Annotated in this window: 11 protein-coding genes; 5 read left to right on the forward strand and 6 right to left on the reverse strand. The window is 60.3% G+C overall.

The window, feature by feature from the left end; all coding sequences use genetic code 11:
- Window positions 1–184 precede the first annotated feature (184 nt).
- Entirely contained in the window at window positions 185–1,099 is a 915-nt protein-coding gene (locus ACZ5J0_RS08865; RefSeq protein ID WP_464094614.1) for a sensor histidine kinase, read from the reverse strand.
- A 454-nt stretch (window positions 1,100–1,553) separates the two neighbouring features.
- Between ACZ5J0_RS08865 and ACZ5J0_RS08870 the strand changes: the two genes are divergently transcribed.
- Complete coding sequence (locus ACZ5J0_RS08870; protein WP_347877655.1) at window positions 1,554–2,900, forward strand: BTAD domain-containing putative transcriptional regulator; 1,347 nt, start codon at window positions 1,554–1,556, stop codon at window positions 2,898–2,900.
- Between the two features lie 17 nt (window positions 2,901–2,917).
- Window positions 2,918–4,330, forward strand: coding sequence for a sensor histidine kinase (locus ACZ5J0_RS08875; protein WP_464094615.1), 1,413 nt, complete (start codon window positions 2,918–2,920; stop codon window positions 4,328–4,330).
- A gap of 213 nt (window positions 4,331–4,543) precedes the next feature.
- Here ACZ5J0_RS08875 and ACZ5J0_RS08880 read toward each other — a convergent pair whose 3' ends face one another.
- Both ACZ5J0_RS08880 and ACZ5J0_RS08885 read right to left on the reverse strand, forming a co-directional pair.
- On the reverse strand, window positions 4,544–4,792 hold the full coding sequence (locus ACZ5J0_RS08880) for a hypothetical protein (RefSeq protein ID WP_464094616.1): 249 nt from the start codon (window positions 4,790–4,792) through the stop codon (window positions 4,544–4,546).
- A 107-nt stretch (window positions 4,793–4,899) separates the two neighbouring features.
- Window positions 4,900–7,194, reverse strand: coding sequence for a fibronectin type III domain-containing protein (locus ACZ5J0_RS08885; protein WP_464094617.1), 2,295 nt, complete (start codon window positions 7,192–7,194; stop codon window positions 4,900–4,902).
- Window positions 7,195–7,385: 191 nt separating this feature from the next.
- Here ACZ5J0_RS08885 and ACZ5J0_RS08890 point away from each other — a divergent pair, with 191 nt between their 5' ends.
- The 3 genes from ACZ5J0_RS08890 (at window position 7,386) to lepB (ending at window position 10,180) form a co-directional block, all read left to right on the forward strand.
- Window positions 7,386–7,898: a hypothetical protein gene (locus tag ACZ5J0_RS08890; RefSeq protein ID WP_166842081.1), complete on the forward strand. Its 513-nt coding sequence runs from the start codon at window positions 7,386–7,388 to the stop codon at window positions 7,896–7,898.
- Window positions 7,899–8,021: 123 nt separating this feature from the next.
- Complete coding sequence (locus ACZ5J0_RS08895; protein ID WP_166842082.1) at window positions 8,022–9,629, forward strand: multicopper oxidase family protein; 1,608 nt, start codon at window positions 8,022–8,024, stop codon at window positions 9,627–9,629.
- Window positions 9,630–9,664: 35 nt separating this feature from the next.
- Window positions 9,665–10,180: a signal peptidase I gene (gene lepB, locus ACZ5J0_RS08900; RefSeq protein ID WP_347877656.1), complete on the forward strand. Its 516-nt coding sequence runs from the start codon at window positions 9,665–9,667 to the stop codon at window positions 10,178–10,180.
- Window positions 10,181–10,272: 92 nt separating this feature from the next.
- On the opposite strand, the gene ACZ5J0_RS08905 is transcribed toward lepB, so the two are convergent.
- The 3 genes from ACZ5J0_RS08905 to ACZ5J0_RS08915 are packed head-to-tail and all read right to left on the reverse strand — an operon-like array spanning window position 10,273 to window position 12,986.
- Window positions 10,273–11,022: a maleylpyruvate isomerase family mycothiol-dependent enzyme gene (locus ACZ5J0_RS08905; RefSeq protein ID WP_464094618.1), complete on the reverse strand. Its 750-nt coding sequence runs from the start codon at window positions 11,020–11,022 to the stop codon at window positions 10,273–10,275.
- Window positions 11,022–11,858, reverse strand: a complete 837-nt coding sequence (locus ACZ5J0_RS08910) for a fumarylacetoacetate hydrolase family protein (RefSeq protein WP_464094619.1) — start codon at window positions 11,856–11,858, stop codon at window positions 11,022–11,024. The genes ACZ5J0_RS08905 and ACZ5J0_RS08910 overlap by 1 nt, the downstream gene beginning before the upstream one ends.
- Window positions 11,859–12,986, reverse strand: a complete 1,128-nt coding sequence (locus ACZ5J0_RS08915; RefSeq protein WP_464094620.1) for a cupin domain-containing protein — start codon at window positions 12,984–12,986, stop codon at window positions 11,859–11,861.
- Window positions 12,987–13,091: the final 105 nt, after the last annotated feature.

Raw genomic sequence — 13,091 nt, forward strand, 5'->3', positions numbered from 1 at the left:
GGGAAAACCTTGGCGACGCTTGGGGGTGTTGAGCTTAAGGCGGCCGCGGTCACCATCGCGGCAGAGAACCCTCCATAGCTTTGCCCGGGTTCTACTAGGCCAGAACATGAGATGCAGGGGCCACCGACTCTAGCCCGTTCACGTTGGACTAGATCTGATCATGGTCCGATTTGGCCAGGGTCTGCTACAGCGGAACCCCCGGGTCCCTAGGCGAGACAACTCCACCTGGGGCCTGTGTTGATGCTGCGGCTTGGTCCGGCTCCTGCTCGGCTTCCCCCGGCAGTGAGAGCACGAATCTGCTACCAACATTTGGCCGCGAATTGACACGGACAGAACCCTGATGTGCTTCGACTATGGCCTTAACTACGGTCAGTCCAAGTCCTGCGCCTTCCTGTTCCCGAGGCAGTCCGAGCCTTGTAAAGGGGTAGAAAATTCTTTCCTGGTCCGCAGCGCTAATACCGCACCCGGAATCAGCCACCCAGATTTCGATAGTGCTCGCTGACGTCTTGTCGTATTCAACGGAGGAGTTGATCGCTGGCGATTCGATCCAGGCGGCACCTAAAGAAATCACATCACGATCAGTGGTGGACTGCACAGCGTTTACCGCCAGCCGATCTACTAATTGGGAGAGCAGGTCTGGGTCGGCCCAAAGCCTTCCACTGGGCATGTCGTCAATTTGCCAGCGACGTTCAGCCATAACCTTGATCCTGTCCATGGACTCGGCAAGGAAAGAATCGACGTCAACCCATTCTCGCTTAACGAAGCCAGGGCGGCCGCTTCTTGCCAGCAACAATAGGTCATCTACTAAAGACTGCATCCTGTTCAGCTCCTCCATAAATAACGTTTGTTCCCTGACCTGCAACCACTGATGGTTGGTCTCACCGTGAGGCAGATCGACGGCGTATGAAGAGACCGTGCCCGTGCCCAGCAGACTTGCCGTCCCCGTGGTCGTAATGCCTTGTCGTCGCCGGAGAGGATCGAGGAGCTTCCCCGTTACCGTGAAACCCGCAACCCCAGCCAGTATTAGGGCGGCCAGCGAGGTGAGGCTGTATGGACCGTAACGGGCGGCGCCCACTGCGTCGCGGACTACGGACCACATACCTGGAAACCTGGGACGGCCTGTATGGCACCTCTGGGCGCCAGAGGTAACGTTGCTCGGGAACATGTGACTTCCTTCCATGTCCGGCTGTCAGCGTTAGAGTGTCCTCCCCGAGCCGGCTGCCGATGGTGTGGATCTATTCGTCACAGTAGGCCCAGCGGCTTGGGGAATCCTACGGCGAAGGGTCAGCGGCCTCCGCTCCGACCTCATAGGGTTTTTACAATATTGGCAAGGTGGGAACAGTGGTTTCACCAGCGCGAACGTTCTCCAACGGTTCAACGCGTTAAAGCGCATAACAAGGGTTGTTGGGCACGGGCCTAAGTACACAACCACTGTGACCAAGTATTGGCATGAAAGTACGTCAAAAAAGGCGAGTACTCACTACTGTTGTTCCCCTGTCTGTGCACGATTTGAATGGAATCACTAGGCACTCGACTACCTATTGGGGCACTCCGTGAGCACTCTGAACCTGGCAACTTCACCTGACCGTCTAACCGTCGATTCAGACGACGCTGTCCCAGCGCCGGTGCTCCAGATCTCCATCTTTGGCGCCCTTACGATTCGCCGCGGCGAAACAGAGCTGCACGCCAGCGACTTGGGCGGGCCTAAGCCACGTCAGGTACTAGAAATCCTTCTTCTCAACTTCGGGAGGGCGGTGTCGAAGAATCGCATCATGGACCTGCTGTGGGGTGGGAACCATCCGGCGGTGGCACTTCCTACCTTGGAAAGCTATGTCAGTGTGCTCCGACGCCATTTGCAGCCTGGAACAGGCCGGACAGGTCCTCTGAGGACTGTCAATGGCGGCTATGCAATCGATCGGTCACTGGTGGAACTCGACCTCGACAGGTTCGAGAGACTCACCAAGCGGGCCTGCCAGGCCACGCCGCAGTCCGCATTGGATCTGCTGACCGAAGCCTTGGAGTTATCATCTGCACCCCTCCTTGGAGATGAGCTTCTGCCTGCTTGGGCGGAAGAGGAACGGGCGCTGCAAGCAGCGCGAGTGAGCCATGCGCGGGTTCTGGCGGCAGAAGCTGCGCTTGCTGTTGGGGATTTGGTTAAGGCCACGGAGTGGGGCACGGACGTAACAAAGGACGATCCACTCAACGAACGGGCTTGGACTACGCTGATTCTGGGATTGGAGCGGAACGGAGAAGTTACAGAAGCTTTGAGGGCTTTCGACCGCTGCCGGAGGGTGATGGACAGGGAGTTGGGCTGTGCGCCTGGGCCGATATTGCAAGAGGCGCAGGCCAGGCTTTTGACAAGCTCCGCCGCATGTTACGGACCACTTGAGACCCGCGGATCGAATGTCCCGGTTCCAGAAAGTCCCTCTGTGCAGGCGCTGACGAACCAAGACCCGGAGCGCCTGAGAATTCTCATTGTCGACGATCACACAACGTTCTCCGACTTATTGGCCGGAGCTTTGGATCGGGAACCGGACCTTCAGAGTGTCGGGACTGCGAAGTCGGTTGACGCCGCTGTAACAATGTTCCTTGACTTGCAGCCCGAGGTGGTCATTATGGACCTGTATCTTACAGATGGTTCCGGGCTTCGGGCCGCTGAACGCATTCTGGCAGCAGCTCCTGAGGCCCGGATAGTGATGTTGACGGGAAACCCTTCACAGAAGGCACTGTGTGAGGCTGCAAGTATGGGCATCTGCGGGTTCCTGCCTAAAGATGGAGCCTTGGGCATTATGTTGGACACCTTGAGGCACGTCCGCCCCGGCAACATGATTGTTCATCCGTCCTTGGTGGCGAGGCTGGGCGGTGGCGCTTTACCTCCAGCGGAGCCTTCGGGTCATTAGCCCGGGCGTGACTGACCATGCGCGACCTCTTCGCCGGGAGGGCCAGAGCCAACCTCAACACGTCTACTGAAGATAGCGAACGGCTGGAGGTCAAGTCAGCCGTAGCCAGGTTTCTGACCGCCGGTTTCGTGGCACTCATCGTAGTAGCCACCCCAGTGGCCTTTTGGATATGGGCAGAAGCAGAACGTCACGCCCTCGCCAATGCGAGGGAGTTCACTCAACGTTTGGCTGACAATGTGGTGGGGCCTCTGATAACAAACCAGCTGCTTGACCGAGACCCTACCGCGCTGGAATTGCTGGACCAAAGGCTGGCACCTTGGCTTGCCAGCGGCAGCGTAACAAGAATCAAAGTGTGGGACGAGGCCGGCCGGGTGGTCTATTCGGACAAGAAAAACCTCATTGGCCAAGACTTTGAACATGAGGAGTGGGCCCGTCTCCTGCTCGATGGTGGGCCGGCGACGGCCACTCTGGAACGGCAGACTGCGGAAGAAAACGAGTACGAAGCGCATGCGGGGGAACTCGTTGAGGTCTATGCCCGCTCTTCCTCTCAAAGCGGCGCGCCCATGATTTTCGAAACATACTCTTCGGGCGAGGGCGTGCGCCGCGAACAGCAAGCTGTGCTGATGGGCATGATTCCTCCGACGTTGCTGTCACTGGCGGCCCTCCAACTGACGCAGTTGATTCCAGCCGTACGTTTGGCGCGCAGAATTCAGCGGGATCAGGTGGCCCGTCATAAGTTGCTGCGCTGCGCCATCGAGGCGTCGGACCAGGAACGTCGACAGATCGCTGGTGAACTCCACGACGAGGTTATCCAGGACTTGTCAGGTTTGGCCTATGCACTAGAGGCGGAGGAGCGCCGCGGCCCCTCCGAACTTCGAACCGTGTTTACTCATGCCCGTTCCATGCTCCAGAGCAACATCCGCAGCCTGCGGGCTATGACCAGCGAGCTCTATCCACCTGATCTTGAAGAGTTTGGGTTGAAGTCCAGCCTGCTACGACTTGAGACTCCCTTGGTTGAGCGAGGAGTAGCCTTAAGCCTGGAGATTCCGGAAGACCTCATACTGGACCGGGATCGTGAGGTTCTGGTTTACAGGGTGGCTCGCGAAGCTCTGGTTAACGCAACGAAACATTCCTTGGCCCAAGAGGTTTCCATCCGGATCCGCCAGTCCGGTGGGTGCACCGAGATCACAGTGGTAGACGACGGCGTGGGCTTCGACCCCCAGGGTTCCCGACCGGAAGGCCACTTTGGTTTGAGAATCCTGGGGGACACCATTCGCCAAGCGGGTGGTTCCCTTGACATTCGTTCCCAGCCCGGGGCCGGAACGTCAGTTACTGCCACGTTTGGAGTCTGCACACCCTCAGCCCGCTGGTACAGCAGACAATCGGACGCATCTGTGGCGCAGGGCCCCACCATTCCGAGGTCCACTTAGCTCAATCCCTTGAAGCACATGCAGTTGATTTGGATGAATCAGAAAATTGATGTGCCGTTTTACTACAACGACAAAGCCGCTCTTCATGGTTCGTGGTGAAGGTTTCGCCGTGATGGCTGTTTATGCCGCCGTTCTGGCGGCACTGCGCAACAGGATACGCGTTGTGTAGACGATGAGGACTTCGATCTCTTTCCACCATCGGCAGATTGTGCGTCAGAGCAGGTTCGTTTCCGGCTGGGCTGCATGTTCAACCAATGCCTGCAGGTAGTCCTTCACGTCGGCAGCGTCCGCGAGGGACCCGGTGGCGAACACGGTGCTGAGCCTGTTCCGTGCCCGGTCCGAGAGAGTGCCGCCGGCCCGCAGGAGCAGCCGACGGTTCGCCCAGATCACTTCGATGGGGCCGGCGACAGGGATGTCGCGGATACGCTGGGGCCGGCGGGAGTGCACACGCGTGCTGATCAAAGAACATCCATGACAGCGGGACTAGGACTTGTCGGAGCATAGAAGGGTCCGGTGGCTTCCGGACTTTCCGGAAGCCACCGGACCGTGGGGACAGCCCCGCTCAGGGGTTACTTGTTGATGACCGTGACCGGTCCGGCGGTGCCTCCTACGGTGGACTCAATCCAAACACTGCCGGGATTAGCCGTACCGGCGGCTCCATTGCGAAGCCTCAGGAAATATACGCCTCCCGTTGCCGGGGCTGCTGCAGCAGTCACAGCCACTGTGCCCAGTACCCGGCCAGAAGGACCGTCGACCCGGATAGTGACGGTGCCCCCGCTCACGGTGCTGGTACCACTGATCCTCATGTCGCCGACTTTCCACTGGGCCTGGTCGATGGTGACCTTATCCGGTACCGGAATCACCTTGACCTCATCGGTCCGTACGTCAGGGCCGACGGTGACTGTCAAGCGGAATGTAAGTGGGTTGTTGGTCATGGGATGCTTGTAGACCGGCAGGCTGAACGTCGGCTTCAGCGAGGTGGCTGCGTTTAAGGTGACTTTATCCGGATCCGAGGGACCTGTAAGGACCTGCTCCCAAAGATAGGTTGCACCAGCGCCGGTGGAGCCCGTACCGTCCAAAGTGATGTTCGTTGCGGTGGGGCGGCGCGGGATAGTCTGATCCGATCCGGCAACGGCGACGACGGCTCCTTGGACGGTCACGGGATCGCTCAGGGCCGACTCCGGCCCGGCGCCATTAGTGTTGCTGGCTCTGACGGTGAACCGATAGACGGTATCACCGCTGAGTCCGTCGTAGACCAGTGTGGTGACGTCGCCTGCGACCGTTTTGGATGCTCCGAAAGCTACGCCGTCCGCGGTGTAAGCCTGGACTGTGTAGCCCGTGATGGCCGGCCCCGCACCGGGGTCGACGGCAGCCCACGTGAGGCTCGCGGTTCCCCTGCCTGCTGTGGGTGCACCGGTGAAGGCCGGGGCGGTCGGCACAGGATCATTGGTGATCCTGAAGTCCACGCTGCCGGTCGGCGAAACGTTACCCGAGGAATCAATGGCGACGAATTTGACCGTACCAGTCTGCGTGATACCGATAGGCCCGGTATACCGCACTGCGGTATCGGAGGTGCCGCCACCGGACTGTAGCGGATCTGAGCCGTCAAGCGTGTAATAGATGTCGATGTTCGGTTCGCGGGCGTCCAGCGTCAGCTCCTGAGGCGTGGGGAATGTGCCGCCATTGGGCGATGCGGTCACCGACGGAGCGGTGTCATCCGTCTGTGGGACTGCATGAGCGGCCGGATGGGTCTCTCCGTTGCTGCTGACGGATACCACGTATACGTCGTAATCTTCTCCCTCGATAAGGCCTTTGATGGTTGTGCCGGTGGCCTTTGGGTTGCTGATGCGCATGCCGGATTCGACTTGTTCGTGGGCCACAATGGACCTGGCGACAGCGCTTACCCTGTAGCCTTCGATGGCCGGCGTTCCAGGTATGGCTTGCGCAGGTGTCCAAGATACTTTGAGGGCGCCGTCGACCTTAGCTGCAGAGATGTTAGTTGGCCCTGCCGGGCCTGATTGCAGAGGCCCGTTCGGGCAACCGCCCATTCCTGGGCCGCCGGGTTCGCCGAATTCGGCAATGGTTAATCCTTGCCGGTTGCCCGACTCGTCCGCCTCTTCCCATGCCATGGCACGCGCGCCAGCAGCGTTCGCCGCGAGCTCGGCCGCGGCGGGATCGTCGAAGATATACGTGGCGGTAAAGGTGTTCGGTCCATCTACGTCAAATTCAAGGGCAGAGGTGTATCCACCTTTCGGAGCCGGTGTCTGCGGTCCGGGGATGGCGCGCACGTCTCGGCGTGCCACGGCGGTATCTTTGAGCGCCGGTTCGATGATGCGTTGTTCCATCTGGTCGCGGTTTACCCCCGAGCCAACGTGTCCCCTGACAATGACGCTGTTTCCGGACAAGACCGAGCCGGCGGTGACATAGGTATCTTGCACACGGGTTTCCCCACCGGCGGCGGTTCCGAACTTAATGGACACAATGTCGCCGGGCTGAATGTCGGGAGTGACGTTCAACCCTGTTCCCGCTCCCCAGCAATACCCGCCTGGGTGGTTGATTTCGAAGGCGACGTCTCCGGCCTGAACCACACCTCGTGCGGAGCCCACAACTCCGACCCCCGAGCGGGTTACTTCGACCGTCGCGGTTTCGCCCACACGATCCTGGAACCCTTCGATCGTGACAAAGTCGCGGTCAGGAAAGACCACTAGATTATTTGGGAAGGCCGGGACGGCGGCATTGGCGGTGGGTATGGCAAAAAGAGTAGTGGCGCAAAGCACGGCAGAGACCGTCGCAATCATCCCGGCCCTGACAGGGTTGCTGGACTTGGTCTTTGACTCTCCCGGTTCGTATAGTTCAGTTTTCATGACAACCTCACAGATCCTGGGTGCATGCGTAAAGGGTTCACGCACGCTCACAACCTAGGATCTGGTCCTTGGGGAAACGCTGGCGCAATTCCGGCGGAAGCCGACACCTCCCCCTTGGACAGGCTGCCGAGTATGGAGTACCTGGGGCGACTCCTAGGGATTCCCTAGAAGTCGGCGCCAGACTCATTGCTATGGCACGGACGGCATTGCTCAAGCACCCGAAGATTCTTGTTCCCATAGTTCTGCTTGCATTGGTGGGCGCTTTGCTGGTCAACATCCTGACAGTTGATCGTCGGCCGGCTCCTGCCCCGTTGGGTGCCTCGGCGACCGTCAGTGGCGGACTTGCTCGTATTCACGGGGTAATACCGCTGGAGAACGACGGCTGGACGCCACCCACTGGATCCGACACGCTGGCCAATCCACCTGGAAAAGAACTCCATCGCGTCCGCATATTGCTGGAATTGACAGCGATGGAGGCAGGCGGGCTGACCTTCGACCCGGCCGAGTACGCTGTCTCCTCGTTGGGCAAGGCGCGGTGGAAAGCCGTTTGGGCTTCTTCCGGCCCCAAAATTGCGCCCCAAGGAGACATCGTCACCAAGACACTCGTGTTTGAGCTTCCGGACCGAGCGATCGACTTATCACTGGAAATGCCTGGCGGACCCGGACTATCCCTAGGGACCAGCCATCATAAAGGCAGCAAGTAGGGGTTGCAGTGCCGGAAAGCTTTCACGAGGCTTCAGGGTTTCCCCAAGAATTCCATAGTCTTCGGCAGGAAATACCCAAGATGGGTAGGGCACAGTCAAGGTACTGAACAAAGGAGACCGGCAATGTCCATTTCACGCCGCCAGGTTCTGCTGATTGGTGGGCTGGGAGTACTCGGCGCTGGAGGCGCCATGCTACCCGCGACAGTTGAGGCGAAGTCCGCAAGCAGGCTCAACGACCGGGACATGCCTCGCCCCTTCCAAGTGCCTTTTGCGCAGGCTCCGGTCCTCGAACCATATGCCACGGGTCAGGATCCTGCTGACGGATTACCCGTGAACTACTACAGGGTGACGGAGAAGGCCGCGATGGCCAGCATCCTACCGCGCTTGGCAACGCCCATTCTCGGCTATAACGGCCTATTTCCAGGGCCGACCATCAGTTTGGACCAAGGCACTAAGGCCATCCTGAGGGTTCGGAATCAGCTACCGGCCAACCATGCTTTGGACGGGCATGCTCTGTCAACGTCTACTCATCTGCACGGGTCCGCGTCACTGCCACACTATGACGGCTACGCCAGCGACATCACTCATCCCGGCTTCTACAAGGACTACCATTACCCCAACTTCCAGCCAGCACGCACCCTGTGGTATCACGATCACGGAGTGCACTTCACGGCAATAAACGCCTACTCCGGCCTAGCCGCGCAGTACCACATGCACGATCCGCTCGAACGGAAACTGCTTCCGCAAGGCCGATACGACGTGGCTGTAACTATCAGTGATGCTATGTTCGCTGCGAACGGGTCCCTGGGTTACGACGACAACAGCCACTCGGGCCTTTGGGGTGATGTGATTCTGGTGAACGGTAAACCATGGCCCGTGATGAAGGTGCAGAAGCGTGTTTATCGCTTCCGTTTCCTGAACGCTTCCATTTCACGGTCCCTGCGACCGGCGCTCAGTACAGGCGATCCAATGGTGGTCGTTGGAACAGACGGAGGTTTGATACCGCAGGCGCAAAGCGTGTCCAACTACCGGCACGCAGGAGCTGAACGCTACGAGGTCCTGATCGATTTCAGAAAGTACAAGACGGGGCAGCGAATCGAGCTCCGGAACCTGTCCAACCCCAACAACGTAGACTACGACTTCACCAACAAGATCATGGCCTTCGACATCACTGATGAACCCGTTGATACCTCGGACCCAACCTGGAATCGGATCCCAACAACACTGGTGGGTAGCGAAACCATGGCCTTGACCGCAGGGCAATCCGTGAAGACGCGGCGGTTCCGGGTCAAGAGAAGCGATACCACCAACATGTGGACTATTAATGACGACAGCTGGCAGGACGTCATAGCTAGCGGTTACAAGAAAGTAGTCGCTGATCCCGCACTCAACTCAGTAGAGATGTGGGAGATCGAGAACAAATCCGGTGGGTGGTTCCATCCATTGCATATCCATTTGGTCGATTTCCAGATCATTAGCCGCAACGGAAGGGCGCCGTTCGCCTACGAGCGCGGCCCCAAGGACGTGGTGTATGTGGGTGAGAATGAGGTTGTGCGGCTGCTGATGAAGTTCACCCCCCATAAGGGGCTCTACATGATGCATTGCCACAATTTGCCCCATGAAGATCACGACATGATGGCCCAATTCCGCGTAGGCCCCGCAGTTCCGGACCCGGACCCATACGATCCCATGACTGCGGCAAAGGCACAGTGGGACGAAGAAGAAGATTGACCAACCGCAAGTTATTAGGGAGTGACACACATCCCGTGCACCCGAAGGCAGAGGTTCAGGAACCGGGAGTCCCGTGGCACTGGCCGCGTTTGCTGACTATTGCCTTGGTTCCCGTCTTGATCATCATTGCCGCGCGTCTATGGCTGGTGGAGCCTCTCATAGTTTCGTCCAACAGTATGGAACCTACTATCCCGTCGGGATCGGTAGTGCTCTTGTACAAGCCTGGTGTAGCGGCGGGCTGGCTTCGAGCGGGCGTAGTGGTCGCCTTCGCCAGCCCCGTGGACGGCCAAACAGTGATCAAACGGGTCGTTGCCGGTGAAGGAGAAAGCGTTGCTATCCGTGACGCGGAACTTTATGTTGACGACGTTGCCATCCCTGAGCCCTATGTGGACCACAGCCGCATAGACGCGACCTATTTCGGTCCGGAAGAGGTGGCCATGGGCAGCGTGTTTGTTATGGGGGATAACCGCGGCGTGTCCATCGACTCCCGAGACTTCGGCGCCGTGCCCGTAACAGCTATACGAGGCATTCTGCTATCAGGCCAGAAATAGCGGCACCGGAATCTCAAGCACCACACTGACAGCCGGACTCTCCCTGCTTTCTCAACAGTAAACCCGTCAGCCGCGGTGACCCTCAGCCGCGGCTAAATCCACTTCGGGGCAGCTGGCGTCGTTCCTTGGGTGAGTGGCCCGTCGGCATTGACGCCGTTGGAGCCGCGGCCGGTGGCCCATTCGACGACGGCGGGCAGGGTGCCGCTGATGAGCGTCGGGTCTGCGGCGGCAGTGTCGCCGAACGTCAACTCCGTGTCATCTACTGTGATGAGGAGTCCGGTGCCGGTTCCGCGGGTTTTCCATGCGCCGGTGATGTCTTTGAGCAAACGTTCGAGGACCGGGGCCGGGATGTCGTTGAAGGTGGCTCCGTTGTCCAGATCCACGGCGTGGACCCACACTTCGCGGGTCCGCATCCACACGGTTTCCGAGGCGGGGACTGTCCTGCCTTGCGCGGTGCGGACCTCCTCGGCCCAGTTCTTGTCGTGGAGGTCGCGCCATTCCACGGATAGGTGCACCGCGGAATGGTCGAACAGGTTCCGCAACGCAATCGGCGACAACGTAGCGCCGAAAGCGATCTCGTGATTCCGCGCCTCAGGGGAGGGATACATCGGCGTTTCGACGCCGGTGGCCGCCCACTCGACCAGGCGGGCGATCGCGCGGGCGTTGTACCCCACGTGCGCCACCACATGGCGGCGGGTCCAGTCCGGAAGGAGGGCGCCGCCGTCGAGTTCTGCATCGGAGAGTTCGTTCAGTTTGCGGGCGAAGAAGGCGGTGCCCCGCCGCGCCTGCAGGAGGTCTTCCTGCAAGCGCGGATCGGTGGCGAGATCGTGGCGGGCGACCATCAGGCTTCCTTGACCACGCGGTTGTTCAGCTGGCCCAGGCCCTCGATGGTGGTGACCAGGAGCTGGCCTTCCTGAAGGTACCGCTTAGGATCCTGGGCGTGGCCCACACCGCCGGGCGTGCCGGTCGCGATCACGTCACCCGGGTTCAGGGTGATGATGGTGGAGATGTAGGAGACCAGGAACTCAGGGGTGAAGACCAGGTCGCCGGTGGGGGTGGACTGCTGAACTTCCCCGTCCACGGCCGAGGTCATGAGCGGACCGGCGGTGAATTCGTCCTTGGTGACCAGGGCCGGCCCGAACGGGGTGGAGTTCTCCCACGTCTTGCCCTGCAGCCACTGGATGGTGCGGAACTGGTAGTCGCGCATGGAGACGTCGTTCAGGACCGCGTACCCGGCAATGTGGTCCGCGGCGTCGGCCTCGGCGATGCGGCGGCCCTTCTTGCCGATGATCACGGCGAGTTCGGCTTCCCAGTCCACGGTGTCCGATTCCTGCGGCAACGCGAGGTCATCATTCGGGCCGATCAGCGATTCGGTGTACTTCGCAAACAAGGTGGGGTGCTCCGGGATTTCCCGGCCCATTTCCTTGATGTGGTTGCGGTAGTTGTGACCCACGCAGATGATCTTCCCCGGTGTGGGCACGACGGCGGCGAGGTCGGCGCCGTCGAGCGCGTGCGTTGCGCCGTTGGCCGCCGCAGCAGTGGTTGCCCAAGCGGGATCCTGCAGCAGCGCGCCGACATCGGCGAAGCCGGTGATCTCCGTGAGGGTGTCGCCGTCCTGGCGGACGGCCACGGTGCCTTTGCCGGCGGCGTTTTCGGTGCGGAGGGTGAGGAGTCTCATTTACTTGCGTCCTTCGGTGTAGCTGCGGTTGAAGTTCAGTCGTTCAAAGATGGGGGCGTCACTGAAGCGGAACAGATCAAACTCTGTTTCGGACTGCAAGGACCACTCCTGCCAGGACGGGACCACGAACAAGTCGCCCTTGGCCAGCTGCTTGGTCTCGCCGTTCAACACGACGGTGCCGGTGCCCTCAAAGACCTGCCAGACACTGGATCCGACCTCGCGGAGCGGCTCGGTGGCGGCGCCGGCGCGGAGGCGGTGGAACTCGGCCCGGATGGTGGGCATCACGTCCCCGCCGGTGGTTGGGTTTGAGTACCGGATGGCGGCATGGCCCTGGGACACCGTGGCAGGGTGGCCCTCGTCTTCGAGGAGGAGCTGCTCGCGGAGGGCTGCGTCCGTGTGTTCCCAGCGGTACGCGGCAATGGGGGAGTTGGTGGTGTCATCAAGGCCGGAGAGGGGGCGCAGGCCGGGGTGGGCCCAGAGCCGTTCGGAACGGGAAAGGTCCGGTGTGGCTTCGTCGGTGACACGTTCGGTGCCGAACTCAAAGAACCCGGCATCGGCGTAGTGCACAAACGGTATGTCCAGGCCATCGATCCACGCCATGGGTTGATCGGTGTCATTGTGGTGGCCGTGGAAGTTCCAGCCCGGGGTGAGCAGGAAATCGCCGCGACGCATCGCCACCGGATCCCCGTTCACCACAGTCCACACACCCTCGCCCTCGACGACGAAACGGAACGCGTTCTGCGAATGGCGGTGCTCCGGAGCAACCTCATGGGCGCCCAGGTACTGGATCGCGGCCCACAACGTCGGCGTGGCATATGGGGTGCCGGCGAGGCCGGGGTTCGCCAGCGCTATGGCCCGCCGTTCTCCACCGCGGCCCACGGGAACCAGATCACCCGCACGTGCGGCCAGTGGATACAAGTCATTCCAACGCCACACATGCGGGACGGCCTTCGGGGTGGGAACCATCGGCATCAGATCGCCGATCTCCGTCCATAACGGAACCATGTTCCCGGCAGCGAAGTCCTTATACAGCTGCTCCAACTGGGCAGCTTCCTCCGGTGTGGGCTCAGGCAAGGCGTGGCTGGCGGCCACTGATTCATGAGTCGTGTTCTCGGCGGTGATGGACACGGGGGCCTCCTCGATAGGGTCCGAACGGTGTTGGCGTAGTTCGACCCTACGGAGGGCCCGACGGGAGACAGAGAAGTTTCTGCTGTGCAGAATAACTAACGCCGG

It is taken from the genome of Arthrobacter sp. DualSoilB13 (genome assembly GCF_055389195.1).